Below are 26,596 nucleotides of genomic sequence, written 5' to 3' on the forward strand. Positions count from 1 at the left end.
GCGATCAGCGCCTCTCGATGCGACGCCAAGGCGGCGTCGAACTTCGCCGCATCCAGGTGAGGAAGCGTGATCCGCCAACAGGCGCCCTCCTCGTTGGTGGTCTTGGTGACCGAGGCCTCGAGCTCGGGCCGAGGCGCGGGGTCGGGTCGCGGTTCCAGCTTGACCGCGGTGCGCAGCTGGTTGACCGTCGCGACCGCGGCCAGCTCTGCGTAATGCTGATCAGATCCCTGCCCAGCCCGCGCCGCGATCACCCCCACCTGATCGGCCGACAGCCGACCCTCCCGCAGGCCCTGGACGCAACGGGGAAACTCCTCGAGCCGGCGCGCGATGGCGGTGATCGTGTGGGCGTTGGCCGGCGAGCAACCGGTCTTCCAGGCCACCAACGCCGGCACCGACCGCGCACCCGTCATTCCACAGAGCTCGTCGCGATCGATCTCGGCCACGATCTCCACCATGCGCCCATCAATCGCGTTGCGCTGACCCGCCAACTCCGCCAGCTCCTCGAAGAGCACCTCCAGACGTTCCTTGGGAGGCGCTTCGACGCTGCGTGCGGTCGCGGTCGGGGACATGACATCAGCATTGCAGGGGGGTCCGACATCTCGGACCGCTCAGCCGTCGATGTGCGTCGGTGGGTCGGCGAAGCTGAAATCCAAGGGCTGCTGGCCGGGACCCATCAGGCCGCAGTGGTTGTCGGGCACGAGGTAGGAACTGGCGCCATTGGGAACCAGGCGGGTGACCGCGACGCAACGTTGCCAGGTGCCGTCCGGCTGGACGGGCCCGTCGCATTTGCTGAGGACGGGACCGCCGTACTGGCAGCCGGCGCCGGCCGGTGGCGCCGAGGCGATCAGCCCTGCTGCCGTCAGCAGGGCAGCCGTTGCACCAACGATGCCGCGTTTCATGGTTGCCTCCCGTCCCGACGCTACCGCTTGAGAAAGCGGTTTTGGCCGTTTAGACCCGACCACAGCGGGCACGCGGCCAACATGTCAGTCACAGCCTTTCAGGATCTGCCGTTGGCCGACCGTGACCGCAAGTGGGACGGCGACGCGGCCGAAAAGCGGGTGCGGCAGTGGGCCGATGCGCAGGACGAGCCGAATCAGAAATACCGCGACGCGCACGTGTGGTACGACGGCGACAAGAAGGACAATTTCACGGCCTACAAGCTGCTGATCGCCGACGTCATCGATGGCGACCTCAAAGCCGTGCCACGCGGCGTGATGGCGGCCGGGGCGATCATGGACGGCGCGCGCGGCGGTATCGACGTGCCCGCGCCCGATGTCGACCGGATCAAGAGCCACCTGGCGAAGTACTACAAAAAGATGGACGAGAGCCCGCCCTGGGAACGGGGCTAGACCGCGACCATGAGCTGCGACAGTCCGCGCAGCGTGACGTTGGCCTTGTACTGGGGCTCGCTGTCCAGCCGGGCGTTCGGGAAACGCGCCGTCACCGCCGACAGGGCCACACCGGCTTCCAGCCGGGCCAGCGGGGCGCCCAGGCAATAATGCGCACCACGACCAAACCCTAAGTGCCGCAATGCTTTCCGATCTGGGTCGAAAGCGTCGGGGCGGTCGTATTCGGCGGGATCGCGCTGGGCGGCGGCGGTCAGCAGCATCATGATGTCGCCCGCCGGCACGTCGATGTCGCCAATTGTCATGTCGTCGGCCGCGGTTCGGGCGATCATCTGCACCGGCGGGTCGTAGCGCAACGTCTCCTCGATGACCGCCGGGACACGGTTCGCGTCGGCACCGAGCGCGGCCCATTGCGACGGTTGGCGCAGCATCGCCAGGACAGCGTTGCCGATCAGGTTCACCGTGGTCTCGTGACCGGCGACCAGCAACAGGACGCACGTGGAGACGATCTCCTCCGCGGTCAGCTGATCGCCCGACTCTTCCACGGCGATCAGCCCGGACATCAGATCGTCACCGGGCCGCGAACGCCGCCGGTCGATCAGGTCGTGCAGGTAGGCGCGCAACCACATTCCGGCGTCCATCCGCTCTTTCAGGTTGTCCGACGGCGTTCCGGTGAAGGCGACGAACGGGTCCAGGGATTGCGCCAGCAGCGCGGACACCCGGCTGAATTGCGGCTCGTCCTCGATCGGTACGCCGAGCAGGCGGCAGATGACCGCCACCGGCAGTGGATAGGCGAGGTCCTCGACGACTTCGAACCGTCCCCGTTCGGCGATCCGGTCGAGCAACCCGTCGATCAGCGCGGTGATGTCGGGTTGCAGCGCGTTCACCACCTTCGGCGCGAACGCCTTGCTGACCAGTTTGCGCAGCCGGGTGTGGTCCGGCGGGTCCTGGAACAGGAATCCGGGCGGGGTTTGTGGCGGCGCCTCGGCACCGGCCTCGATGAGTTGCTGGGTTTGCGCCTCGATCTGCGCGCGGGCGGCGGTCGACTTGAGCCGGTCGTTGCTCGACGACGGGTGGCGCAGCGCTTCGTCGCAGTCGCGGTAGGTCGAGAACACCGCGAGGTTGCCCTCCGGCAACGCGAACGATCCGCGTTCGCGAAATTGGGCGAACAGCGGGTAGGGGTCGGCCCGAACTGCCGGGTCCAACAGCCGCACCAACAGCTCGTCGGGTTTGGTGGACTCGGTCGGCGCTGTCGTCATGCTGACATTGTGCCCGCCGCCCGGCAGCCCCCGACTCAGCGGCGCAGGAATTCCACGATGTGGCCGGCCAGTTCGGCACCGGCGTCCTCCTGCACGAAATGGCCGGCACCGCGGATCACCGGGTGGTCGATCCCCTGGGCACCGCGCATCTCACGCTGGAAGATGGCCGCCATTGGGCCGGTGATCGGGTCGCTGTCGCTGAAGGCGACCAGCATGGGTGCCGGGCTCACCGACAGCCTGGTCCAGGCGGCCTTGTTGGCCGCCGCGGCGGGATCGCCCGGTGACGTGGGCACCAGGCCGGGCATCGCGCGCGGCCCCGCGCAGTATTCGTCGGTGGGGAACGGCGCGTCGTAGCCGGCGCGCTCCTCCTCGCTCATCTGGCGTCGACAACCACCCTGCACGAAGGCGCCGATGTCCAGCGTCGGCGCCGACGTGATGGCTTCGCGGAAGCGCCACCAGACGTCGGCCATGGGCTGCTCGCCGTTCGGCAGCCCGGTGTTGGCGACGACCACGCGCGCGAACCGTTCGGGATGCTCTGCGGCAAGCCGCAATCCGATCAGCCCACCCCAATCCTGGCCGACCAGGGTGACGTTGTGAATGTCGAGCACATCGAAGGCCACCGCGCGCATCCACTCGACGTGGCGCGCGTAGCTATGGTCTTCGCGGCGGGTGGGCTTGTCCGAACGGCCGAACCCGACCAGGTCGGGGCAGATGACCCGATGACCCGCGGCGGCCAATATCGGAATCATCTTGCGGTACAGATACGACCACGACGGCTCGCCGTGCAGCATCAGAATCGGGTCGGCGCCTTCCGGCCCGTCCTCGACCCAGGCGACGCGCAGTGTGCCGCCTTCATCGTCTTGCACTTCGCCATACCTTGGGGCGTAAGGAAAGTCGGGAAGACGGTCGAATCGGTCGTCGGGTGTTCGCAGCGCTTGCATGTCAGGTCCCTTCGGATAGTCCGGCCAGGCCCGGATCCGCCATCAGGCGATCGAGAAAGCCGTGCTGGCCCTTCAGCAATTTGCCGCGCGCGGTCGCCACCGCGAACCAGCCGACGCGGTCGACCTCGGGAAACTCCCGCAGCTTGCCCGATCCTTTCGGCCACTCCAGCTCGAAAGTGTTGCTGCGTGCGTCGGTGATGTCGAGGTCGCCGTGCACGGCGAATGCGGTCACCACCTTGCCGCCGGACTGCTTCAGCTGGCCCAGGTCCATTCGCGTTCCGGCCGGCACCGCCAGCCCCAGCTCCTCGGCGAACTCACGCCGCGCGGCCGCCCAGGGATCCTCCCCGTGGGTGTACTCGCCTTTCGGGATCGACCATGCACCGTCGTCCTTGCGGGCCCAGAACGGTCCACCCGGGTGCGCGATCAATACCTCGACGACGCCGTCGCGGGCCCGGTACAACAGCACACCCGCGCTGAGTTTGGCCATCGAGTTCTATTCTCCCACAGCGCGTTCCAGATCCTTGAGCGAGGATTCCAGGTGCGCGAGCAGCCGCTGCAGATGCGGCACGCTGCGCCGGCACCCCACCAGACCGAAGTCCAGGTTGCCGGCGTTGCTGGCCAGGGTGATGTTCAGCGCCTGGCCGTCCAGCGCGATGGACAGCGGGTAGTTGCCGTCCAGCCTGGCGCCCCCGTAGTAGATCGGCTGCGTCGGCCCCGGCACGTTCGAAATGATGATGTTGAACGGGGGGGACGTCGACGCGACCCAGCCCGGGACCGCCGCCAGCGCCAGCGCCGACGTATTGACGGCCGACAGCGCCAGCGCCTGGAACCGCGGCAACTGCGAGAAAACCTTCTTGTTGCTGCGCATCGACTCGCTGATGGTCAGCAGACGCTGCGCGGGATCGTCGGCGTCGGTCGCGAGATTGCACAGGATGGCCCCGACCAGGTTGCCACCGGCGTCGGCCTCCTCCTCGGTGCGCAGGCTCACCGGAACCATCGCGATCAGCGGCGTGTCCGGCAGCGCGTCCTGCTCGAGCAGGTAATAGCGCAGGGCTCCCGAACACATCGCCAGCACGACGTCGTTCACCGTGACCCCCGCGGCCCGCTTCACGCCTTTGATGCGGTCCAGTGACCAGGACTGCGCCGCGCAGCGGCGGGCGCCGCCGATTTTGACGTTCAGCATGGTCTTCGGCGCCCCGAAGGGCAGGGTCAGTTGCTGCTCGAGCAACGCCGCCCGCGCCAGCCCGATTGTCGAGGGGCCAAGTGCGGCAAGGGATCCCGCCGTGCGGGCCAGCGAGCTCAAGGGAGAAGACGGGCCCGATCTGCGCTGGGGTTTACGCAGGGTCCACGGCGCACGGATCTCGAGGTCGTCGGGGTCGGTGGAGAGCGAGCGCTGCATCAGCTTCTGCGCGGAGACACCGTCGATCAGCGCGTGGTGCACCTTGGTGTAGATGGCAAACCGGCCGTCTTTCAGGCCTTCGATAATGTGCGTCTCCCACAAGGGACGGTGGCGATCGAGCAGGCTGCTGTGCCATCGCGAAGTGAGCTCGAGCAATTCGCGGACCCGTTTCGGCGACGGCAGTGCCGAACGCCGGACGTGATAGTCGATGTCGACGTCGTCGTCGTAAGACCAGCCCAGGTTTGCGATTCCGCCGACGAAGCTCGCGGGGTGCTTGCGAAACGTGGGCTGGAAATCCGCCTGGGAGGTCAGGCTCTTGTAGAGGTCACGAACGAAGCCTCGCCCGGCGCCCGGCGGGGGCTCGAACAACTGCAAGCCTCCGACGTGCATGGGATGTTCGCGAGATTCTCCCAGGAGAAAGATCGCGTCGGTGGGCTTTATCAGTTCCATCCACCTATTAGACCCATTCCGGCCTGATCCGGAAAGCCATAGCGTGATCGGACCGGGACCGGGCCTCACTAGGCGGCGGGTGCCGCGCGGCCCGTCCGATCACTCGGACGCCATCGACCACGTGGAGGTCGCGATCAAATCTCCGCGGTCCAGGCCGGCGGCGCGATGTTCGTGCACCTTGGCGTACTCCTGGGTGGTCACCATGTCGATGAAGGCCTGCGGGGTCGGGTACTCGACGACGAGAATCGCGTCCCACCAAGGCCGTTCGCCGTCGCCGATCACCATCGACGGCGCTTCCCCGGCATACCGCAGGGCGGCGCCGACGCGTTGCAGGTGCGGAGCCACTTCTGCCGTACCGCAGATAGTTCTCCACGCCGCCCTCGGGTTTGGACTTCAACAGGTTGACCATCACCACCGGCGCGTCCGCCGGTCGCGCGGCGAGCGCGGCGAACTGCTCATGCGTCGGTTCCAAGCCGGCCATGTGAATCTCCTTGCGTTGGTTTGGTTCTCGCAGCGTCCCGGCCGCTACAGCAGATCGGTGATGGTCTTCAAGCCCGCGTCGTACAGCACGCCGGGCAGCATCCCGCCGTCGCATTCGATGGTGGTGCCGTTGACGAAGTCGGCCTGTCCGCCGGCCAGGAAAACGCAGACCCGTCCGACTTCGGCGGGCTCACCCGCGCGGCGCAAGGGCACAGTGGCGAAATACTTTGCGCCGTCGGGGTCATCCTTGGGCAGCACGAAGGACCGGAAGTTTTCGGTCATCGTCGGACCCAACGCCACACAGTTGACCCGCACCGTGGGCCCCCACTCTTCGGCCAGCGACCGGGTGAGGTGGTTGAGGCCGCTCTTGGCGGCGCCGTAGGAGACCAGGGTCGGCGATCCCGCCGGATGGCCGGCGCCGCTGGAGATGTTGATGATGCAGCCGACGCCGTCCTGGGTCTGCATCTGCCGATAGGCACGGATCGCGAACCACAGCGGGCTGATGAGGTTCATCTGCACGGCGAACGCGTGGAACAGGGCGGTGCGCGCGTAGTCGTCATCGTCGGCGGGCGCGCCTTGAATGCGTTGCACCAGTCGGGGAATGCTCTCGGCATGCGGCGCCGGGACGGTCCCGCCGGCATTGTTCACCAGGATGTCGACCCGACCGTGGGTGGACACGACGTCGGCGACGAACGCGTCGATCGAGCGGTAGTCACCCTGATCGCACACCTTCTGGGAAGCGCGGTCGGTCCAGTCCGGTTCGATGTCGGGGATGCCGTCGAGTGGTGAGCGCGAGCAGCCGATCACGGTCGCTCCGGCACGCAGCAGTTCGTGGGCGATGCCCACGCCCACGCCGCGGCTGGTGCCGGTGACGATCGCGATCTTGCCGTCCAGGACGCTCATCGATGATCCCTCTCACCAAACGGTCGGTTGTTGACAGTCACTGTCAGCAAGTCATAGCCTGCCATTTCGTTCGCCGATGTGTAAAGGCCGCACACCGTCCGGGAGGTCAATGATGAGTAGCCCGTCCAAGCTTCGTGTCGTCCAGTGGGCCACCGGGGGCGTGGGGAAGGCGGCGATCGCGTGCGTCATCAACCACCCGCAGCTGGAGCTGGTGGGGTGCTGGGTGCACAGCGCGGACAAGAACGGCGTCGACGTCGGCCAGATCATCGGAACGCCGGAGCTCGGTGTCAAGGCGACCACCAGCGTCGACCAGATACTGGCGCTGGACGCCGACTGCGTGATGTACAGCCCGCTGATACCCAATGACGACGAGGTGATCGCCATCCTGCGGTCGGGGAAGAACGTCGTCACACCCGTGGGCTGGGTGTATCCGGATCCGGGCAACAAGCGTCACCGGGCCGTCGCCGACGCGGCGACGGAAAGCGGTGTGACGCTGCACGGTTCGGGTATACACCCCGGCGGCATCACCGAGCGCTTTCCGCTGATGGTGTCCTCGCTGTCGTCGGCGATCACACACGTGCGCGCCGAGGAGTTCTCCGACATCCGCACCTACAACGCACCGGACGTGGTGCGTCACATCATGGGATTCGGCGGCACCCCCGAGGAAGCGACCCAAGGACCGATGGCCGGACTGCTCGAAGCGGGCTTCAAACAGTCGGTCCGAATGATCGCCGATCACATGGGATTTCGCATCGACCCAAATATCAGGACCATCCAGGACGTCGCCGTGGCGAACGCCGATATCGACTACGAGCCCTTCCCGATCACCACCGGCACCGTGGCCGCGCGCCGGTTCCGCTGGCAGGCGCTGGTCGACGGCGAGCCGGTGATCACCGCGGCGGTCAACTGGCTGATGGGCGAAGAGAATCTGGAGCCGGCCTGGAATTTCGGCGGCCGCGGCGAACGCTTCGAGGTGGAGATCACCGGCGATCCCGATGTCAGCCTCACCTTCAAGGGTCTGCAACCGGAGACGATCGCGGAAGGCTTGGTGAAGAACCCGGGCGTCGTCGTCACCGCCAACCACTGCATCAACGCCATTCCTGATGTCTGCGCCGCAGACCCGGGGATCAAGACCTACCTCGACTTGCCGTTGTTCGCCGGGCGTCCGGCCCCGAACTTTGCGACGGGCAAGCGGTGACGGACAAGGGCGTCCTCGGCGACGTGTCGTTCTGCCACCTCGTCGTCGGCGTGACCGACATGGACCGTGCCCTGGCGTTCTACCGCGACGTGCTGGGCATGGAGATCGTCTTCGAAACCCTCATCTCCGGGGAGCCTTTCGACGCGGCTTTGCACTCGAGCCGCAAGCAGGAGGGCCAGGTGGTCGGCGGGCTGTTGGGCGGCTTGATGGTCGAGTTGCTGTCGATCGGCGCCAACCCCCCTGCGCAGGAGCCACGGCGCGGCATCACGGGCATCCACAACGTGTCGCTATCGGTGACCGATCTCGATGACACCCACCGCCGCGTCATCGATGCCGGCTACACGCCCGACCAGGCGCCCTTCGAGATCGGCGGTGTCCGAATGTTTTTCGTCAAGGACCCGGACGGGACACCGGTCGAATTCATCGAGCTGCCCGACGGGGCGCGAAGCACCTACGAAATGCACCGCGGCGTAGCGCTGCAGATGGGACCCGTCAGATGACGTACAGCCACCCCGATTCGATGCGCGGTCACGTCGCGATCGTCACCGGCGCCGCCCAAGGCGTCGGTAAGGGCGTCGCCACCGCGTTGCTCGAACGCGGCGCCGAGGTGCTGTTGGTCGACATCCAGGAAGAGGCCCTCGGCCGGACGGCCACCGAGCTCGCGGCGATGGGGCGGGTGGAACAACTCGTCGCAGACCTGCGCGACCCGGACAGCGCGCGGCGGATCGCGGCGGCGGCGGTCGACGCCTTCGGCACCGTGCACGGCCTGGTCAACAACGCCATCGCCACCAACGAGCCGAAGGCGTTCGTCGACATCACCACCGAAGACCTGGCCCTCGGCTACGACGTGGGCCCCCGCGCGACCTTCCTGCTGATGCAAGCCGTGCACCCGCTGATGGTCCAGGCCGGTGGCGGGTCGATCGTCAACCTCGGTTCGGGGACGGGCACCGGCGGCGAGCCCAAGTGGGGCGGCTATGCCGCCGCCAAGGAAGGCATCCGCGGCCTGTCGAAGGTGGCCGCGCTGGAATGGGGCCACGACAACATCCGCGTCAACGTCATCTGCCCCTTCGCCGAATCCGACGGCGTCAAGTTCTGGAAGTCGTTCGCTCCCAAGGAGTACGAGAAGGCCGTGGGCCGGGTTCCGATGAAGCGCATCGGCGACGTCCGCACCGACGTGGGCGCGCTGGTGGCGTTCCTGCTCGGCAGTGACGCCACCTTCATCACCGGCCAGACCATTCACGTCGATGGTGGGATCGGCTGCTTCCGATGACCGGTGAATCGCTCCGCGACCGGCAGCGCGCACAGATCCGGGCCGAGATCCGGCGTGCGGCGTTCCGTCTGTTCGTCGAGCGCGGGTACGACGCGGTGACTACCGAGGAAATCGCCACGGCCGCTGGGGTTTCCCCGCGCACGTTCTTCCGGCACGTACCAGCGAAGGAAGAGCTCCTACTGGCGCCCGTGCGCTACGGCGGCGCAGCGATCGTCAATCTCCTCGAGGGGCGGCCCGCCGGCGAGTCGCCCGATGTCGCGCTGATCAACGCCATCATCACGCGGACTCGCTCATTCGAGCAGGCCGACACCGAGGAGTGGCGCGAAGCCCTGCTGGTGGCTCCCGACCTGCTCGACAAGGTCACGGTGCACCGGCCGGCCGACAAGGAGCGCGCGACCAAGCTCATCGCCGAACGGATGGGCGTCGATCCGGATGCCGATCTCCGTCCGGGTCTGCTGGTTCAACTGGCCTTCGCGGCAGCCGATTTCGGCTTCCAGCAATGGGTGCGACAGACCGGAAAGCCGCGGCCATTGGATCGATACGTCACCGATGCGCTGGATGCGGTCAAGAGTCCGCACTGGAAACGGAAGTGAAGCGGTCTCAGCCCCGTTGCGTCACTTCGGGATTCGCGATCCTGATGGGCTCGCCGTCCAGCCAGGCCACCACCGATTCCACCGTGTCGGAGTAGAAGGCGCCCAGCATCTCGCGCGTGACATATCCCAGGTGGGGAGTAAGGGTCACGTTCGGGAGCAGCCGCAGCCGATGGTCTTTCGGCAGCGGCTCGGTGTCGTAGACGTCCAGCCCGGCTCCGGCGATGCGCCGGCTTTCCAGCGCCGCCACCAGGGACGCCTCGTCGACGATCGGGCCCCTGGAGGTGTTGATCAAGTAGGCGTGTGGCTTCATCAGCGCCAGCTCGGCCGCGCCGACCAGTCCCCGGGTGCGTTCCGAGAGCACCAGATGAATGGAGACCACGTCCGCGGCTTCGAACAGTGCGGCTTTTTCGACGCGGCGGGCGCCCACGCCCGCGGCGGCCTGCTCGGTGAGATTCTGGCTCCACGCAATGACTTCCATCCCGAACGCCGTGGCGTATTCGGCCATGCGCCGGCCGACCCTGCCCAGGCCGAGCAGCCCGAGGGTCTTGCCGGACAGGGTCATACCCGCGCTGCTCTGCCATCCGCCGGCCCGCATGTTGCGATGCTCGTCGGCGAGATTGCGCACCGTCGCGATCATCAGCCCCCAGGCGAGTTCTGGCGTGGCGTCGCGGATGGACATGAATCGGGGATGGGCGAAATCCGAATGCGTCACCAGAACCCCGTGTTCGGTGGCCGCGGCCATGTCCAGGTTCGGCAGGCTCCTGCCGACGATCGTGATCAGCTTGAGGTCCGGCAGCCGCTCGATCAGGGTGCGTGGAAAGGCCATCCGCTCTCGCAGGGTGCACACCACATCAAACGGCCGCAGCGCATCGGCCGCCTCGTCCTCGGTGAGGTGGCGGTCGAAAACGGTTACCTCGGCCCGCTTTTGCACGCCTGACCAGTCGGCAACCTGTAAGGCCACGCCCGCGTAGTCGTCGAGAATCGCTACCGTGGGCATGCTGTCTCCGCGATCCGGTGCATGGCTCACTGGACCATCACGTCCCGGGCGCCGTCAAGACTCCTGCGTGAGGCGGCCTGGCCATCTGGGACGGTGGTCAACTCGTTGGCCGCCCAGCGGCAATTGTCGGCCGAACGAAAAGTGGGCACGGCGGCCGCGAGGTTTACGCCGACGTGGCCGTGTTGGATCCCACCGGAGCGGGTGACGCATTCGTGGCCGGGCTGATCGCCGCCCTGCGCGATGGCGCCGCACCGCGGGACGCCGGCCGGCTGGCATCCTCGGCCGCCAGCGCCGCCGTGCAGCGCCTCGGCGGGCGACCCGACCTGGCCGGACTCAGGTCGTAAACGCGGGTGGATACGGCAGATCCGTGCTGCTGTGTGGATCGACAAAGACCGGGCGGCCGAGATACGGGAAGGCGCGTTGCGGGCAGGCGGGCCGGTCACAGATCTTGCAGCCGGCGCCGATCGGCACGATCGATTCGGTGTTGGTCAAATCGATCCCGACGGAGTAGATGAGTTTCCCGGCGTGGGCGACGTCGCAGCCCAGCCCGATGGCGAAGCTCTTGTCCGGCCCGAGGTAGCGGCTCGGCTCGGTGGTGGTGGTCCGGGCGATCCAGAAGTAGCTGCGGTCGTCGGGCATCTGCGCGACCTGCGTCAGGAACTGGCCGGGGCGGGAAAACGCGTGGTGTACCACCCACAAGGGGCAGTTTCCGCCGACACGGGAGAAGTGAAAGGCGGTGGCGGACTGGCGCTTAGAGATGTTGCCCGCGCTGTCGGTGCGGACGAAGATGAACGGGATGCCGCGGGCGTTGGGGCGTTGCAGGGTGGACAGCCGGTGGCAGATGGTTTCGAACCCGACCTCGAATCGCCTTGCCAGCTGGTCGATGTCGTAGCGCACTCCCTCGGCCGCATCGAGGAATCGGAGGTAGGGCAACAGCAGGGCGCCGGCGAAATAGTTGGCCAGGCCGATGCGGGCGACGCCGCGCGCATCGTCGCTGAGCTGATCGTCAGCGGCGATGATCCCGGTGATCAGCCTGTCCTGGGTCAGCAGGGCGATCTGGGTGGCGAGCTGAAAGGCGCGCTGGCCGGGATGCAGCCACCGGGCCAGATACAGGGTCTTGGATTCGGGTGCAAACAGCCGTTTGGAGTTGGGGTCCAGCGCCTGGCCGTCGTCGATCACCACCGCGACATCGAGTTGGTCGGCGAGTAACTGCGCCAGCTGGCCGTCCAGACCACCGATGCGCAAACGGTTCTCGTTGAACAGGTCCTCGGCCGCGACGTCCAGTTCGCCGATATAGTTCTTGCGGTCGTAGAAGAAGTCACGAACCTCTTCGAAAGGCATTGGCTGCTGGGATATTCCCGACGTGTCGAGGTTGGCGCGACTGTGCAGCGCTTCGAGGTCGGCGGTGGTGTCGTGCAGCCGGCGGTGCAGATTGACCAGTGTCTGCCCGATCGCCGGCATCCGGGCGACGAGCTCCTCGACTTGCGCGGCCGTGGCAGACGTGTCGGCCAGGACTGCGCGCAGGTCCGACACCAAGCGGGCGTCGGATTCCGGCGCGAAGTAGTGCGTCGGCAGGTCGAACCGCTCAGTGAGCGTGAGCAGCACCGGCACCGTGATCGGGCGCTGATCGTTTTCCAGCTGATTGACGTAGCTGGTCGACAGGCCCAGTACGCGCGCCAACGCCACTTGGGTCAGCCCCTGCTCCTCGCGTAGTCGCCGTAGCCGCGCTCCGGCGAACGTCTTCGCCACCCATCACACGGTACGCCCGCCCTTTTCACAAAGTTCGCAAAATCGGGAGGGTAAGGACACACGATTACGCTTTTCCAGGGCATTTACCTCTCATCCAGCTTTGCGTACTGTGCGGCTTATGCGCCTTCATGACGTTCGAACCCGACGCAGCGCCGACGACTTTCCCCAGAATGAGCATCTGGCCTGGAAGATCGCCGAGGTCGCGGCCGACCCGGTCGCGGTGCCCGCCGACACCGAGGCGATGGTGATCAACCGGATCATCGACAACGCCGCGGTGTCGGCCGCGTCGGTGACCCGCCGCCCGGTCGCCGCCGCCCGGGCCCAGGCCCAGGCGCATCCCAACTCGTTCAAGGGCGCCAAGGTCTTCGGTATCCAGGGCGACTACTCCCCGGAATGGGCGGCCTGGGCCAACGGCGTCGCGGTGCGCGAGCTCGACTTCCACGACACCTTCCTGGCCGCCGAGTACTCCCACCCGGGTGACAACATCCCGCCTTTGGTGGCAGTCGCCCAGCACCTCGGGATCGGCGGCGCCGACCTGATTCGCGGCATCGCAACGGGTTACGAGATCCAGGTCGATCTGGTCAAGGGAATCTGCCTGCACGAGCACAAGATTGACCATGTCGCTCACCTCGGCCCGTCGGTGGCCGCCGGACTGGGCACCATGCTGCGGCTGGACAAGGACACCATCTATCAGGCGATCGGGCAGGCGCTGCACCTGACCACGTCCACGCGGCAGTCGCGCAAGGGCCTGATCTCCAGCTGGAAGGCCTACGCGCCCGCCTGGGCCGGCAAGGTCGCCATCGAGGCTGTCGACCGCGCCATGCGCGGCGAGGGCGCACCCGCCCCGATCTGGGAGGGCGAGGACGGGGTGATCGCCTGGCTGCTCTCGGGTCCGCAGCACACCTACCAGGTTCCGCTGCCCGAGCCGGGCGAACCCAAGCGCGCGATCCTGGACAGCTACACCAAGGAGCACTCGGCCGAATACCAGAGCCAGGCGCTGATCGACCTGGCCCGCCGAATGCGCGGCAGCATCGGCGATCTGAGCCAGGTCGCGACGATCGTGCTGCACACCAGCCACCACACCCACTACGTGATCGGCACCGGAGCAGGCGATCCGCAGAAGTTCGACCCGGATGCCTCTCGCGAGACGCTGGACCACTCGGTGATGTACATCTTCGCCGTCGCGTTGCAGGACGGAACCTGGCATCACGAAAGGTCGTACGCGCCGCAGCGGGCGCACCGGCCCGACACCATCGAGCTCTGGCGCAAGGTTTCGACGGTCGAGGATCCCGAGTGGACCCGCCGCTACCACTCCCCGGATCCGGGCGAGAAGGCGTTCGGCGCCCGCGCCGAGGTCACCCTCAAGAACGGTGAGGTCATCGTCGACGAGATCGCCGTCGCCGACGCACACCCCCTGGGAGCCAGGCCGTTTGCGCGCGAGCAGTACATCGGGAAGTTTCACGAACTGGCCGAGGGCGTCGTCGGCGACACCGAGCAGCGGCGCTTCCTGTCCGCCGCTGAGGCCCTTTCGGACCTGCAAGCGGGCGCACTGGGCGCGTTGAACGTCACGGTCGGTCCGCTGGTGCTCGACCGGGCGCCCACAATTCCCTCGGGAATCTTCTGATGGCCGGGCTGATCGGAGGCACCGCACCGGCGTCGACCAAGCGGGCGCAATTCCGCGCCGCGCTGGAAAGTGGCCGGTTGCAACGGTTCCCGGGTGCCTTCTCGCCGCTGGTCGCCAGGCTGGTCGCCGAGCTCGGATTCGACGGGGTGTATGTGTCCGGGGCGGCGCTGTCGGCCGACCTCGGCCTGCCCGACATCGGCCTGACCACGCTGACCGAAGTTGCCGGACGCGGGGCGCAGATCGCGGCGGTCACCGACCTGCCCGCCCTGATCGACGCCGACACCGGCTTCGGTGAACCGATGAGCGCCGCGCGCACCGTGACCGTCCTGGAAGACGCCGGGCTGTCCGGCTGCCATCTCGAAGACCAGGAAAACCCCAAGCGCTGCGGGCATCTCGACGGCAAGGCCGTGGTGCCGGCCGCCGAGATGATCAGACGACTGCGGGCCGCCGCGGCCGCCCGGCGGGACCCGAACTTCATCCTCTGCGCCCGCACCGACGCCGCTGGCATCGAGGGCCTGGCCGCGGCCATCGACCGCGCTAAGGCCTACGCCGACGCGGGCGCTGACCTGATCTTCACCGAAGCCCTGCGCACGCCAAGCGAATTCGAGCGTTTCCGGTCCGCCGTGGACACGCCATTGCTGGCCAACATGACGGAGTTCGGTAAGTCGGAGCTATTGACCGCCCGGCAGCTCTCCGACATCGGCTACAACGTGGTGATCTACCCGGTGACCACGTTGCGGCTGGCCATGCACGCCGTCGAGGCCGGCCTTCGTGAAATCGCGTACCGGGGAACCCAATCCGGCCTGTTGGACCGCATGCAACACCGCAGCCGGCTCTACGAGCTGCTGCGCTACGCCGATTACAACCAATTCGATTCCGACATCTACAACTTCGCCTTCGGAGGAGACGCGCAATGAGCGCCATCGAAGACAACCAACCCCGCATCTACAAGGGCCTGGCCGGTGTCGTCGTCGACACCACCGCCATCTCCAAGGTCGTCCCGGAGACCAACTCCCTGACCTACCGCGGGTATGCGGTTCAGGACCTGGCGGCGCATTGCAGCTTCGAGCAGGTCGCCTATCTGCTCTGGCACGGCGAACTTCCCGACGAGCAACAACTCGCGCTGTTCAGCCAGCGGGAACGAGCCGCCCGCCGGTTGAACCGATCTCAGCTGTCGTTGTTGGCCAAGCTTCCCGAAACCTGCCACCCGATGGACGTGGTGCGCACCTTCATCAGCTCGATGGGCGCCGAAGACCCCGAAGAGGACGACAGCAGCCCGGCGGCCAACTACGCCAAGGCGCTGCGCATGTTCGCGGTGCTGCCCACCATCGTCGCCGCCGACATGCGCCGGCGCCGGGGCCTGGACCCCATCGCCCCGCACAGCCACATGAACTACGCACAGAATTTTCTGCACATGTGCTTCGGTGACGTGCCCGAGCAGGTGGTGGTGGACGCCTTCGAGCAGTCGATGGTCCTCTACGCCGAGCACAGCTTCAACGCCTCGACCTTCGCCGCGCGGGTGGTCACCTCCACCCAGTCCGACATCTACAGCGCGGTCACGGCCGCTATCGGCGCGCTCAAGGGCCCGCTGCACGGCGGCGCCAACGAGGCCGTCATGCACGACATGCTCGACATCGGCACGGCCGACAGGGCCGCGGAATGGCTGCGGGGCAAGTTGGATCGCAAGGACAAGATCATGGGGTTCGGCCACCGGGTCTACAAGAACGGTGACTCCCGGGTGCCGACCATGAAGGCGGCCCTCAGACGGGTCGCCGCGGCGCGCGACGGCCAAAAGTGGCTCGACATCTACGAAGTCCTGGAGAAGGGTATGGCCGAGGCCAACGGCATCAAACCCAACCTGGACTTCCCGACCGGACCTGCCTATTACCTGATGGGCTTCGACATCGGCATCTTCACGCCGATCTTCGTGATGAGCCGCATCACCGGGTGGACGGCACACATCATCGAGCAGACCGCATCCAACGCGCTGATCCGTCCGCTGAGCGAGTATGTCGGACCTGCGCAGCGCGCTCTATCGTAAATACCGTGTTTGCGAAGGTACTGGTCGCCAACCGCGGGGAGATAGCGATCCGCGCGTTCCGCGCGGCGTATGAGCTGGAAATCGGCACGGTCGCGATCTATCCCTACGAGGACCGCAATTCCGTGCATCGGCTGAAGGCCGACGAGTCCTACCAGATCGGCGAGGAGGGCCACCCGGTCCGCGCGTACCTGTCGGTGGACGACATCGTCGCGACGGCACGGGCTTGCGGGGCGGACGCGATTTACCCCGGCTACGGCTTCCTGTCGGAGAATCCGGACCTCGCGGCGGCGTGCGCCGCGGCGGGCATCACCTTCGTCGGCCCGAGCGCCGAGGTGCTCGAGCTCACGGGCAACAAGTCGCGGGCGATCGCGGCGGCGCGGGATGCGGGACTTCCGGTGTTGGCGTCCTCGGCGCCCTCGACGTCGGTGGACGAACTGCTGGCGGCCGCCGAGTCGATGGAGTTCCCGCTATTCGTCAAGGCGGTCGCAGGTGGCGGCGGGCGCGGGATGCGCCGGGTGGCCGACGCCGCCTCGCTGCCCGAGGCGATCGAGGCCGCCAGCCGTGAGGCCGAGTCCGCGTTCGGGGACGCCTCGGTGTTTCTCGAGCAGGCGGTGATCAATCCGCGGCACATCGAGGTGCAGATCCTGGCCGACACTCAGGGCAACGTCATGCACCTCTACGAGCGGGACTGCAGCGTGCAGCGCCGCCACCAGAAGGTCGTCGAAATCGCGCCGGCGCCCAACCTGGACCCCGAACTGCGCCAACGGATCTGCGCGGACGCGGTGGCTTTCGCGCGCCGCATCGGCTACACGTGTGCCGGCACCGTGGAATTCCTGCTCGATGAACGCGGCAACCACGTGTTCATCGAGATGAACCCGCGCATCCAGGTGGAACACACGGTCACCGAGGAGATCACCGATGTCGACCTGGTGTCGGCGCAGCTGCGGATCGCCGGCGGGCAGAGCCTGGAAGACATTGGCCTGAGCCAGGATTCGGTCGTCCCGCACGGCGCGGCGCTGCAATGCCGAATCACCACCGAGGATCCGGCGAACGGGTTCCGGCCGGACACCGGGCGGATCACCGCCTACCGCACCCCGGGCGGCGCGGGCATCCGGTTGGACGGCGGCACGACGCTGGGCGCGGACATCAGCGCGCACTTCGACTCGATGCTGATCAAGCTGACCTGCCGGGGCCGTGACTTCGCCACGGCGGTGCGCCGGGCGCGGCGGGCGGTCGCCGAGTTCCGGATCCGCGGTGTCTCGACGAATATCCCGTTCCTGCAAGCCGTTCTGGATGATCCGGACTTTCAGGCCGGCCGCATCACGACGTCGTTCATCGAGGAGCGTCCGCAGCTGCTCACCGCACGCAGCTCGGCCGACCGCGGCACCAAGATCCTCAACTACCTGGCCGACGTCACCGTCAACAAGCCGCACGGTGAGCGTCCGTCGGCGGTGTACCCGCACGACAAGCTGCCCGACATCGACCTCTCGGCTGACCCGCCGGCGGGATCCAAGCAACGGTTGACCGAACTCGGGCCGGAGCGATTCGCGGCCTGGCTGCGCGACTCGCCCGGCGTCGGTGTCACCGACACCACGTTCCGCGACGCGCACCAGTCCCTGCTGGCCACCCGGGTCCGCACCAGCGGGCTGATCAAGGTGGCGCCCTACATCGCCCGGACCACACCGCAGCTGCTGTCGATCGAATGCTGGGGCGGGGCGACTTACGATGTGGCGCTGCGCTTTTTGAAGGAAGACCCGTGGGAGCGGCTGGCAACACTGCGCGAGGCGCTGCCCAACATCTGCTTGCAGATGTTGCTGCGCGGGCGCAACACCGTTGGCTACACGCCCTATCCGGAGACGGTCACCACGGCGTTTGTGGAGGAGGCGACGGCGACCGGCATCGACATCTTCCGGATCTTCGATGCGCTGAACAACGTCGACTCGATGCGACCGGCCATCGACGCCGTGCGGGACACCGGGGCGGCAATTGCCGAGGTGGCGATGTCCTACACCGGGGATCTCAGCGATCCCGCCGAAAAGCTGTACACGCTCGACTATTACCTGAAGTTGGCCGAACAGATCGTCGACGCGGGCGCTCACGTGCTGGCGATCAAGGACATGGCCGGATTGCTGCGCGCACCCGCGGCCGCGACGCTCGTCTCGGCGCTCAAGTCCCGCTTCGATTTACCGGTGCACGTGCATACCCACGACACCCCGGGCGGCCAGCTGGCCACCTATGTGGCGGCCTGGCATGCCGGCGCCGACGCCGTCGACGGAGCCGCCGCCCCGCTCGCGGGGACCACCAGCCAGCCCGCGCTGTCGTCGATCGTGGCCGCCGCGGCCAACACGGCGTATGACACCGGGTTGTCGCTGCCGGCGGTCTGCGACCTGGAGCCGTACTGGGAGGCGCTGCGAAAGGTGTACGCGCCGTTCGAATCCGGGCTACCGGCGCCGACGGGACGCGTCTACCACCACGAGATTCCCGGCGGCCAATTGTCGAACCTGCGCCAGCAGGCCATCGCGCTGGGACTCGGTGACCGGTTCGAGGACATCGAAAATGCCTACGCCGGAGCCGATGCGATACTGGGACACCTCGTCAAGGTCACTCCGTCCAGCAAGGTGGTCGGCGACCTGGCGCTGGCGCTGGTGGGAGCGGGCGTCAGCGCGCAGGAATTCGCCGACGATCCCGCACGCTACGACATCCCCGATTCGGTCATCGGCTTTCTGCGCGGTGAACTCGGTGACCCGCCCGGGGGCTGGCCCGAGCCGTTGCGCACCAAGGCTTTAGAGGGACGCGGTCCGGCGAAGCCGGAGCAACAGCTGACGGCCGACGACGAGAAGGCGTTGGCCACGCCCGGTGCCGACCGACAGGCGGCGCTGAACCGGTTGCTGTTCCCTGGTCCGGCAAAGGATCTCGAAGACCACCGCGAGGAATACGGCGACACGTCCGGACTCAGTGCCAATCAGTTCTTCTACGGATTGCGTCAAGGGGACGAACATCGCGTCCAACTCGAGCGCGGTGTGGAGCTGCTGATCGGGCTGGAGGCCGTCTCGGATGCCGACGAACGCGGCATGCGCACCGTGATGTGCATCCTCAACGGTCAGCTGCGCCCGGTCGTGGTGCGTGACCGCAGCGTCGCCGCGGATGTGCCCGCCGCAGAGAAGGCGGATCGCGCCAACCCGAAGCACATCGCCGCGCCCTTTGCCGGCGTCGTGACGGTCACCACCGAGGTCGGCGCGCACGTCGAGGCCGGCCAGACCATCGCGACGATCGAAGCGATGAAGATGGAGGCCGCCGTCACCAGCCCGAAGGCCGGCAAGGTCGAACGAATCGCGGTGTCGCAGACCGCACAGGTGGAAGGCGGCGACCTTTTGGTGGTAATCGGCTAGCGGCGATCGCGAGCCCGGCCGCGGCGCGGCCGGGCGCAGCGGGTCGCCGCCATCAGGCGAGGCTGCTCTTGATCAGGGCGGCGCGCGCCAGCGTCTGCTCGGCCTGCTTCACGTGGGCCGCGTCGACCAGGACGCCGTTCACCCCGACCGCGCCGCGGCCCTTGGCCTCGGCTTGCCGGTAGGCGGCGACGTTGGCTTCGGCCCGCGCGATTTCGTCGGCCGTCGGGGCGTAGACCTCGTTGGCCACCGGCACCTGGTCGGGGTGGATGGCCCACTTGCCGGTGTAGCCGAGCAGCGACGCCCGCCGGGCGTCGCGCTGGTAGCCCGACAGGTCGCGGTAGTCGGGATAGGGCGCGTCGATCGCGTCGATGCCGGCGATGCGCGCGGCCACGATCACTTTGTTGCGCGCGTAAGCCCAGAATTCGCCGGGGTATTCGCCGAGCGGGACGAAGTTGGTGTCCACCCGCGCGCCCTGCGACAGCGAGAAGTCACCGACGCCGAAAATCAGGGCATCCAGGCGAGGGCTGGCTGCCGCGATCTCTTCGGCGTTGGCCAGGCCTTCCACCTCTTCGATGAGGACCTCGAGCCGAATGGCTTTGTTCAGGCCGAGTTTCGCCTCCAGCTGGGTGAGCAGCACGTCCACCCACCAGACGTCACGGGCCCGGCGCGCCTTCGGAATGATGATGGTGTCGAGGTTTTCGCCGGCCTTGGACACCACTTCGGTGACGTCGTCGTGGCACCATTGGGTGTCCAGCCCGTTGATCCGGATGGCGCGGGCCGTGCGGCCCCAGTCGATGTCGTTGAGGGCGGTGATGACCTTGGCGCGCGACTCCACTTTGACGCCGGCTGGGGTCGCATCCTCGAGGTCGAGGAACACCAGATCAGCGCCGCACTGGGCGCCCTTCTCGAACATGTTGTCGTTGCACGCGGGCACTGCGAGTTCGGAACGACGGAGCAGATCGGTCACGAGTGATTTCCTTCTGTCACAACACGCCGCGGGCGCGCAGGTCGTCAATGTCGTTGGCGGTCAAGCCGAGTAGTTCGCCGTAGACTTCGGCGTTGTGTTCACCAAGGCGCGGTCCGAGGTGGCCGACCGTGCCGGGTGCCGACGAGAAACGTGGGACGGGAGCCTGCACCGTCATCGCCCCGAGCTGTGCGTCGTCGACGGAGATGAACACCTCGCGATGCGCCAGCTGCTCGTCGGCGACCAGGTCGCCGATGTCGTAGACGGGGGCTGCGGCCACCTCGTGGGCGTCAAAGATCTCCATCGCCTCCGAAAGCGTCTTTGTCGCAACCCATTCGGCCACCACCGCGTCGACCTCGCGCGCTCTGGCAAGCCGGCGCTGAGGATCGGAGAAGTCGGGATCTGTCACCAGGTCGTCTCGCCCGATCGCCCGGAACACCCGCAGTGCGAGCGCCGGTGAGCTTCCGGACATGGCCAGCCATCGTCCGTCGGCCGTTTGATAGGTGTTGCGGGGGGCCGAGATATCCCATCGATTGCCGGACCGCTCGGCCACCAGTCCCAACTGGTCGTAACCCAACAACGTCTGTTCGAGCAGGCGCGCCAGCGGGTCGATCAGGTTCACGTCGATCAACTGACCCGGCCCACCGTGCACGTCGCGGTGATATAGCGCCATCATCACCGCGTAGGCGGCGTTCAGCGAAGCCACGCCGTCGGCCAGCATGAAGGGCGGCAGCGTGGGTGGACCACCGGCCTGGCCGGTGATGTGCGCGAACCCGCTCATCGCCTCCCCCAGCGTGCCGAAGCCCGGGCGCTCACTCTTCGGGCCGGTCAACCCGTAACCCGTGATGTGCAGCATCACGATCCGGTCGTTGACCGCGCGCAGGCTCTCGTAGTCCAGGCCCCACTTGCGCAACGTCTGCGGGCGGGTGTTGACGATGACGACGTCGGCATGCCCCACCAGGCGGCGCACCAGCGCCTGACCTTCGGCGCAGCGCAGGTCCAGGGTGATCGAACGCTTGTTGCGCGACAACGACTTCCACATCAGTCCGACACCGTCGCGCTGGTTGCCCCAGCCGCGGATCGGATCGCCATTGCGGGGTTCCTCGACCTTGATCACGTCGGCGCCGAACTCGCCCAGGTAGGTCGCCACCAGCGGGGCGGCGGCCAGGGTGGCGAGGTCGAGGACCCGCAGTCCGTCAAGCATGGGCACCGGCAGCCGCCCGCGCGTTCGAAGGACGCTGCAGCCCAAGGTGCCCGCGCAGCGTTGACGACTCGTACCCGGTGCGAAACAGACCCCGCCGTTGCAGCTCCGGAACGACCATGCGCACGACGTCTTCGAAGGCACCGGGCAGATGCGTTGCGGCCAGGACGAATCCGTCGCAGGCGCCGGTTTCGAACCAGTCCGCCATCTGGTCGGCGACCTGCTGGCCGGTGCCGACGAAACGCGGCCCCTGCAGCAGGGTGGCGCGATGGTTGGCCAGGTCGCGCAACGTGACAGGGCGGCCCCCGCCCCCAGAAGAAATGTGGGTGCGCAGGTTCTGCACGAGCCCCCGGATGCCGGAGACCGAGGCGAGCAGTTCGTCGGTCACCGGGTCGTCGAGATCGTGTTGCGCGAAGTCGTAATTCATCAATTCCGACAGGAGCGTCAATGATGCCATGGGATGAACCAGATCATCGAGGAACATGGCTTCGCGCTCCTTGGCGTGGGCTTCCGACTCGCCGACGACAGCGTATGCCATGGGGCAGATGCGGACCGCGGCGGGATCGCGGCCCGCGTCGGCGATCCGGTCCTTCTGATCCGCGTAGTGGCTGCGCGCAACGTCGATGCCCGGGTCGCCGGTGAAGATCAATTCGGCCCACCGCGAAGCGAATTCGCGCCCGCGGCCCGACGACCCGGCCTGGATGATGACCGGGCGACCCTGCGGGGTGCGCGGCACCGTCAGCGGGCCGCGCGCGGAGAAGAACTGCCCGACGTGCCCCAGTTCGTGCACCTTGGCGGGGTCCGCGTACTGCCCGGACACCCGGTCGTGCAGGACGGCGTCGTCCTCCCAGGTGTCCCACAAGCCGGTCACCACATCCATGAACTCGTCGGCGCGGTCGTACCGTTCGTCGTGGCCGAGGTGGGCGTCGACGCCGAAGTTCTGCGCTTCGCTGTCGTTGACCGACGTGACCACGTTCCAGGCGGCGCGGCCGCCCGAGAGATGATCGAGTGAGGCGAAGGTCCGCGCGACGTGGAACGGCTGGTAGTAGGTCGTCGAGTAGGTGGCGCCCAGCCCGATTTTTGACGTGGCCTGCGCGAGGACGCCGAGGATCACGCTGAGGTCCAGCTTGACCGGTCGCGCACCGTACTGGACGGCGTCGTCCACCGAGCCGCCGTAGACCCCCGGCATCGCCAGGCGATCGTCGAAGAACATCAGGTCGAAGCAGCCCTCTTCGAGCTGCCGACCGATCTTGGCGTAGTAGGAGGCATCCAGGTAGCGGTGCTCCGTGGCGGGGTGCCGCCACGAGCCCGCGTAGACGGAAGTGCTGCCGGCCTGCATGAAGGCTACGAGCGCCATTTTGTCGGTACGCATGGCTTGAAACGTAACATCTGATATTTCAGATATCAAACGCTAAATCTGTCGTTTGGTATTCTGCGCAGGTGGCAGCCATTGACATATCCGGAACCGTCCGCGAGCGCGCCGCGCGCGAGCTGCGCGATCGGATTCTCACCGGCGCCCTGCCCGCCGGATCGCGCGTCGACCTCGACGCCATCACCGAGGAATTCGCGACCAGCCGCACCCCGGTGCGAGAAGCGCTGCTGGAGCTGTCCTTCGAAGGGCTGGTCCAAGTCGCCCCGCGCAGCGGCGTGACGGTGCTCGGCATCAGCCCGGATGACGTGCTGGACAGCTTCACCATTCTCGGGGTGCTGACCGGGCAGGCCGCGGCGTGGGCCGCGGGGCGGATCGAGGCAGCAGAGCTCGAGACCCTGCGTGAGCTCGCGGCCGACGTCGTCGCGCGGTCCGGCGACGACAGCATCGGCGAGGCCAATTGGCACTTCCACCAGATGATCCACCGCGCCGCACACTCGCCGCGGCTGTTGAATCAGATCAAACAGGCCGCCCGGGTGGTGCCGAGCAACTTCCTCACCTTGTTTCCCGAGCACGAGAAGCACTCACTCGACGAACACCAGGAGTTGCTGGACGCCCTCGGTGCCAAAGACGCCGAGCGGGCGCGAAGCATCGCCGAACGACATGTGCTGGACGCGGGGCGCTCGCTGGCCGAATGGCTGGAGCAGCGCCGCGACGGTTAGGCGAGTGCGGGCAGGACCTTGTCGGTGAGCAACTGGACCGATTTCCACGCTTCGTCGACAGGCATGCCGCCCACCAGCGGGTGCATCACAAGCGGGCCGTAGTGATCCGCGTCGCGGACCTCCGCGATCAGCTGATCGGGAGTGAGGAAGCGGTACCGTCCCGACGCCCTGACCTCGTCCAGGGTTTGGACACCCGGCAAGTGCATCAGCGAACGCTGGTCGGTTGACCATCGCCCGTAAGTGACTGCCTCCCAAACGATGTGATCGCCGAGCTCCGCCCACGCCCGGTCCGGATCCTCGTGCAGGTAGATCATTCCGCGATTGATCGGCCCCGGCATGAGGATGAACGGCGACATGCCGGCCTCGGCACACAGCTCGCGGTAGTACGCGGCGACGTCCGGCAGGTGATCGGCCAGGCTGAGCGGCAGCCGGAACCGGGCCGCGCGCCGCGCGGTGGCGCGCGCGCCCCCGCCGACGTACAGGGGTGGATGCGGCCGCGTCCAGGTGCCGGTACAGATCGCGTTTTCCGGATCGCCGCCGGACCAGACGGCCAGCATCCGTTCGAGCCGGCTGTCCATCAGCGCACCGCGCCGGCCGAAATCGGCTCCCAGGGCGTCGTATTCGACCGTCCGGTACCCCAGCCCCACCGTGGTGTGCAGGCGGCCGCGGCTCATGTTGTCGACGAGCGCGATGTCTTCGGCAAGCCGCACCGGGTTCCACAGCGGCCCCAGGGCGCAATCGACGCTCGCGATCAGCGTCGAGGTCCGGGCCAAGAACATCGCCGCGGTCATGACCGGATTGCAGCTCCACCCGTGTCCGGTCGCATGATGCTCGTCGACGCTGATGGAGGTGATGCCGTGCGACTCCCCCCACTGCCCCAGCTCGAGCGCCGCCGACAGGAGCCTGCCCTGCGTGCGTGGATCACCTTGTGGGGACGCGAAGTTGAAGCGCAGTACCGTCAGGAGCATTGCCGATCCCGCCTCACGACGCCTCCGGTCCGGCCGCCGACAGCAGGAAGGTCGGAAAGTCCGGGAACAGTGCGCGATCGACGATCTCGATGCGGGTTCCCGCCGCGTCGACGTAATAGGCGAACAGCGCCAGGTCCGGCGGAGCGGTGTCGGCGGTCGCCTCGAAGGTGAAGCCGTTGTCCTCCAATCTCTTCGCGCTCTCAGCCAAGTCGTCGGTCCAGTAGCCGAGGTGGTGAATCGCGTTGCCGGGAGCCGCAGTCCAGGCCGTACCCGGAACCTCCTTGATCAGCTCGATGTGTGGGGCCTGCAGCGAATAGACGAAAGTCGAAGTCACCTCTTGGGTTCCGCTCGTCGTGCGAAACGGCAACGTGTAGCTCATCGGGGTGATCCAGCGGTAACCGGCCAGCGCGGTCAGCCGTGACATCGCCGCGTCGAGGTCGGCCACGATGATGCCGGTGTGATAGAAGTCCTCGGGCCGTAGCGCGAATGCCGTCATGTGTTCCTCGCTATCTGGTTGCGGAGCCAGGCACTTTCCCAGAAGTTCGTGCTGGCGGCGAGCAGTTTTTCATGGGCTTCCCGCAGCACGTCGCGGGCCCCCGGGTACTCCGCCGGGACAAGCTCGGCGAGGTGGATGGCCTGCAGCGCACGACCGGCGGCCAGGTGTGCCCGCGCCCGTTCCACGAGCGCATCAGCGCCGGCCAGCTCGACCACGTCGGCGGCAACGGAATCGAATCCGACCGGGTACAGCTCGGTGGTCGACTCGTGGTGGAACCAGCCGGAGTAGTTCTCCCAGACGGCCCGCACATCCCACGCGACTTTGCCATAGCCTTGGCCCACTTCGTATTCCGCGGGCAGGGTGATCTCCCGCATCAAGCTGCGGACGTCTTTGCCGGCATTCATCCCGGCGACGGTCTGATCGTGGATGTACTGAATCGCGTCGCGCACACGGGTCAACTCGGCATTGATGCGATCGGCACCGCTGATCGGCTCGAAGTGGCCGGTCACCAGCAGATCGGCCTGCAGGTTTCGGACCCTCTCCACCGAGGCGATGGCCGTCAACGCGTCCCGATACCGGTCGCCGCGCATGGTGACGAGATTCGGAATGTGCCCGATCAGGGGCCCGAACGTGTTGCCGCACAAGCAGATGCGTTCTTTCGGCAGCCAGATCACTAGGGAGTCGGTGGTCTCGCCGCCGGGCACGGAAATCAGCTCCATGGGCCGGCCGCCGACCTCCAGCCGCAGCGTGTCCTCGAAGTCGATGTCGACGACGGGCACGCTCTGGCCGGCCAGCCGGGTGGTTCCCAGGCGCCGCTGGATGGCCTGGATGCCACTGGCCAGCGTGTCCTTGAAGGCGAAGGCGCTGCGGTTGGCCCGGTACGGGATCAGCCGGTCGTTGTCGTCGCGCCAGGACTTCCAGTTCGCCTGTGCGACAACGGTCGTCTCGGGATCCCGGACGCTGTCCAGGCCGCCGACATGATCCACGTGGCCCTGCGTGAAGATGATGTAGCGCACCGGTGACGAGTCCACCGCGTCGAAGTTGGCCCGATGCACCGGCCCCTCGAAACCCATGCCGGTGTTGACGATCACCCGGCCCTCGGTCGTGGTGAGCAGATACGAGTTGGACAAGCCGGGCGAGCACCATAATCCCGGGGCGATCTCCTCGGCCCTCTCGGCCGACGCCGGCCGCATCGCGTCGGCACCCGGCCTGCTCCGATAGACAGGTTCGGACATCG

At 67.2% G+C, this 26,596-nt stretch carries 27 protein-coding genes; 11 read left to right on the forward strand and 16 right to left on the reverse strand.

Annotated elements, in window-relative coordinates; genetic code table 11:
• On the reverse strand, window positions 1–569 hold a 569-nt coding region (locus ACYQ8K_RS24715), incomplete at its 3' end, for a DUF222 domain-containing protein (RefSeq protein WP_459973178.1).
• Window positions 570–608: 39 nt separating this feature from the next.
• Window positions 609–899 carry a CDGP domain-containing protein gene (locus tag ACYQ8K_RS24720; protein ID WP_459973180.1) on the reverse strand — a complete coding sequence of 97 codons (291 nt, stop codon included), beginning with the start codon at window positions 897–899 and terminating at the stop codon, window positions 609–611.
• 81 nt (window positions 900–980) lie between these two features.
• Here ACYQ8K_RS24720 and ACYQ8K_RS24725 point away from each other — a divergent pair, with 81 nt between their 5' ends.
• Window positions 981–1,349 carry a hypothetical protein gene (locus ACYQ8K_RS24725; RefSeq protein ID WP_459973182.1) on the forward strand — a complete coding sequence of 123 codons (369 nt, stop codon included), beginning with the start codon at window positions 981–983 and terminating at the stop codon, window positions 1,347–1,349.
• Here ACYQ8K_RS24725 and ACYQ8K_RS24730 read toward each other — a convergent pair.
• The 6 genes from ACYQ8K_RS24730 to ACYQ8K_RS24755 all read right to left on the reverse strand — a co-directional run bounded on the left by ACYQ8K_RS24730 (window position 1,346) and on the right by ACYQ8K_RS24755 (window position 6,778).
• The gene (locus ACYQ8K_RS24730) at window positions 1,346–2,605 is read right to left on the reverse strand and encodes a cytochrome P450 (protein WP_459973185.1); all 1,260 of its coding nucleotides are present in this window, start codon (window positions 2,603–2,605) and stop codon (window positions 1,346–1,348) included. The genes ACYQ8K_RS24725 and ACYQ8K_RS24730 overlap by 4 nt on opposite strands.
• 35 nt (window positions 2,606–2,640) lie before the next feature.
• Window positions 2,641–3,546 (reverse strand): haloalkane dehalogenase, encoded by a 906-nt coding sequence (locus ACYQ8K_RS24735; protein ID WP_459973187.1) that lies wholly within the window; start codon window positions 3,544–3,546, stop codon window positions 2,641–2,643.
• Window position 3,547: 1 nt separating this feature from the next.
• A complete protein-coding gene (locus tag ACYQ8K_RS24740) occupies window positions 3,548–4,033 on the reverse strand; it encodes an NUDIX domain-containing protein (RefSeq protein WP_459973189.1) in 486 nt (161 codons plus the stop codon).
• Window positions 4,034–4,039: 6 nt separating this feature from the next.
• On the reverse strand, window positions 4,040–5,395 hold the full coding sequence (locus tag ACYQ8K_RS24745) for a WS/DGAT/MGAT family O-acyltransferase (protein ID WP_459973191.1): 1,356 nt from the start codon (window positions 5,393–5,395) through the stop codon (window positions 4,040–4,042).
• 99 nt (window positions 5,396–5,494) lie between these two features.
• Complete coding sequence (locus ACYQ8K_RS24750) at window positions 5,495–5,740, reverse strand: DUF1330 domain-containing protein (protein WP_459973193.1); 246 nt, start codon at window positions 5,738–5,740, stop codon at window positions 5,495–5,497.
• 180 nt (window positions 5,741–5,920) lie between these two features.
• Window positions 5,921–6,778 (reverse strand): SDR family oxidoreductase, encoded by an 858-nt coding sequence (locus ACYQ8K_RS24755; RefSeq protein WP_459973195.1) that lies wholly within the window; start codon window positions 6,776–6,778, stop codon window positions 5,921–5,923.
• Window positions 6,779–6,890: 112 nt separating this feature from the next.
• On the opposite strand from ACYQ8K_RS24755, the gene ACYQ8K_RS24760 reads away from it, so the two are divergent.
• Genes ACYQ8K_RS24760 through ACYQ8K_RS24775 form a run of 4 tightly spaced genes read left to right on the forward strand, consistent with a single transcriptional unit; the run spans window position 6,891 to window position 9,839 of the window.
• On the forward strand, window positions 6,891–7,976 hold the full coding sequence (locus ACYQ8K_RS24760; protein WP_459973197.1) for an NAD(P)H-dependent amine dehydrogenase family protein: 1,086 nt from the start codon (window positions 6,891–6,893) through the stop codon (window positions 7,974–7,976).
• Entirely contained in the window at window positions 7,973–8,476 is a 504-nt protein-coding gene (locus tag ACYQ8K_RS24765) for a VOC family protein (RefSeq protein ID WP_459973199.1), read from the forward strand. Before ACYQ8K_RS24760 ends, ACYQ8K_RS24765 begins: the two co-directional genes overlap by 4 nt.
• Window positions 8,473–9,246, forward strand: a complete 774-nt coding sequence (locus ACYQ8K_RS24770; RefSeq protein ID WP_459973200.1) for an SDR family NAD(P)-dependent oxidoreductase — start codon at window positions 8,473–8,475, stop codon at window positions 9,244–9,246. Before ACYQ8K_RS24765 ends, ACYQ8K_RS24770 begins: the two co-directional genes overlap by 4 nt.
• The gene (locus ACYQ8K_RS24775; RefSeq protein ID WP_459973202.1) at window positions 9,243–9,839 is read left to right on the forward strand and encodes a TetR/AcrR family transcriptional regulator; all 597 of its coding nucleotides are present in this window, start codon (window positions 9,243–9,245) and stop codon (window positions 9,837–9,839) included. Before ACYQ8K_RS24770 ends, ACYQ8K_RS24775 begins: the two co-directional genes overlap by 4 nt.
• A 7-nt stretch (window positions 9,840–9,846) precedes the next feature.
• Here ACYQ8K_RS24775 and ACYQ8K_RS24780 read toward each other — a convergent pair whose 3' ends face one another.
• Window positions 9,847–10,836 carry a D-2-hydroxyacid dehydrogenase family protein gene (locus ACYQ8K_RS24780; protein WP_459973204.1) on the reverse strand — a complete coding sequence of 330 codons (990 nt, stop codon included), beginning with the start codon at window positions 10,834–10,836 and terminating at the stop codon, window positions 9,847–9,849.
• Between the two features lie 122 nt (window positions 10,837–10,958).
• Between ACYQ8K_RS24780 and ACYQ8K_RS24785 the strand changes: the two genes are divergently transcribed.
• Window positions 10,959–11,180: a PfkB family carbohydrate kinase gene (locus tag ACYQ8K_RS24785; RefSeq protein ID WP_459973256.1), complete on the forward strand. Its 222-nt coding sequence runs from the start codon at window positions 10,959–10,961 to the stop codon at window positions 11,178–11,180.
• Here ACYQ8K_RS24785 and ACYQ8K_RS24790 read toward each other — a convergent pair.
• Entirely contained in the window at window positions 11,170–12,585 is a 1,416-nt protein-coding gene (locus ACYQ8K_RS24790; protein WP_459973206.1) for a short-chain fatty acyl-CoA regulator family protein, read from the reverse strand. The two genes, ACYQ8K_RS24785 and ACYQ8K_RS24790, sit on opposite strands and share 11 nt — an antisense overlap.
• A 118-nt stretch (window positions 12,586–12,703) precedes the next feature.
• Here ACYQ8K_RS24790 and prpD point away from each other — a divergent pair, with 118 nt between their 5' ends.
• Genes prpD through ACYQ8K_RS24810 form a run of 4 tightly spaced genes read left to right on the forward strand, consistent with a single transcriptional unit; the run spans window position 12,704 to window position 19,639 of the window.
• Window positions 12,704–14,209, forward strand: coding sequence for a 2-methylcitrate dehydratase PrpD (gene prpD / locus ACYQ8K_RS24795; protein ID WP_459973208.1), 1,506 nt, complete (start codon window positions 12,704–12,706; stop codon window positions 14,207–14,209).
• Entirely contained in the window at window positions 14,209–15,126 is a 918-nt protein-coding gene (gene prpB, locus ACYQ8K_RS24800) for a methylisocitrate lyase (RefSeq protein ID WP_459973210.1), read from the forward strand. Before prpD ends, prpB begins: the two co-directional genes overlap by 1 nt.
• A complete protein-coding gene (locus ACYQ8K_RS24805) occupies window positions 15,123–16,250 on the forward strand; it encodes a bifunctional 2-methylcitrate synthase/citrate synthase (RefSeq protein WP_459973212.1) in 1,128 nt (375 codons plus the stop codon). The genes prpB and ACYQ8K_RS24805 overlap by 4 nt, the downstream gene beginning before the upstream one ends.
• Before the next feature lie 5 nt (window positions 16,251–16,255).
• Window positions 16,256–19,639, forward strand: coding sequence for a pyruvate carboxylase (locus ACYQ8K_RS24810; protein WP_459973214.1), 3,384 nt, complete (start codon window positions 16,256–16,258; stop codon window positions 19,637–19,639).
• Window positions 19,640–19,691: 52 nt separating this feature from the next.
• Here ACYQ8K_RS24810 and ACYQ8K_RS24815 read toward each other — a convergent pair whose 3' ends face one another.
• The 3 genes from ACYQ8K_RS24815 to ACYQ8K_RS24825 are packed head-to-tail and all read right to left on the reverse strand — an operon-like array spanning window position 19,692 to window position 23,176.
• Window positions 19,692–20,606, reverse strand: a complete 915-nt coding sequence (locus ACYQ8K_RS24815) for an HpcH/HpaI aldolase/citrate lyase family protein (protein ID WP_459973216.1) — start codon at window positions 20,604–20,606, stop codon at window positions 19,692–19,694.
• A 16-nt stretch (window positions 20,607–20,622) separates the two neighbouring features.
• Window positions 20,623–21,807 (reverse strand): CaiB/BaiF CoA transferase family protein, encoded by a 1,185-nt coding sequence (locus tag ACYQ8K_RS24820; RefSeq protein WP_459973258.1) that lies wholly within the window; start codon window positions 21,805–21,807, stop codon window positions 20,623–20,625.
• Window positions 21,800–23,176: an LLM class flavin-dependent oxidoreductase gene (locus ACYQ8K_RS24825; protein WP_459973217.1), complete on the reverse strand. Its 1,377-nt coding sequence runs from the start codon at window positions 23,174–23,176 to the stop codon at window positions 21,800–21,802. Before ACYQ8K_RS24825 ends, ACYQ8K_RS24820 begins: the two co-directional genes overlap by 8 nt.
• 68 nt (window positions 23,177–23,244) lie before the next feature.
• Here ACYQ8K_RS24825 and ACYQ8K_RS24830 point away from each other — a divergent pair, with 68 nt between their 5' ends.
• Entirely contained in the window at window positions 23,245–23,895 is a 651-nt protein-coding gene (locus ACYQ8K_RS24830) for a GntR family transcriptional regulator (protein ID WP_459973219.1), read from the forward strand.
• On the opposite strand, the gene ACYQ8K_RS24835 is transcribed toward ACYQ8K_RS24830, so the two are convergent.
• The 3 genes from ACYQ8K_RS24835 to ACYQ8K_RS24845 are packed head-to-tail and all read right to left on the reverse strand — an operon-like array spanning window position 23,892 to window position 26,594.
• Window positions 23,892–24,863, reverse strand: a complete 972-nt coding sequence (locus tag ACYQ8K_RS24835; RefSeq protein WP_459973221.1) for an LLM class flavin-dependent oxidoreductase — start codon at window positions 24,861–24,863, stop codon at window positions 23,892–23,894. The genes ACYQ8K_RS24830 and ACYQ8K_RS24835 overlap by 4 nt on opposite strands.
• Window positions 24,864–24,876: 13 nt before the next feature.
• Window positions 24,877–25,359 (reverse strand): VOC family protein, encoded by a 483-nt coding sequence (locus ACYQ8K_RS24840; RefSeq protein ID WP_459973223.1) that lies wholly within the window; start codon window positions 25,357–25,359, stop codon window positions 24,877–24,879.
• Window positions 25,356–26,594, reverse strand: coding sequence for an MBL fold metallo-hydrolase (locus tag ACYQ8K_RS24845; protein ID WP_459973225.1), 1,239 nt, complete (start codon window positions 26,592–26,594; stop codon window positions 25,356–25,358). The genes ACYQ8K_RS24840 and ACYQ8K_RS24845 overlap by 4 nt, the downstream gene beginning before the upstream one ends.
• Window positions 26,595–26,596 lie beyond the last annotated feature (2 nt).

Source organism: Mycobacterium sp. MUNTM1 (genome assembly GCF_054660795.1).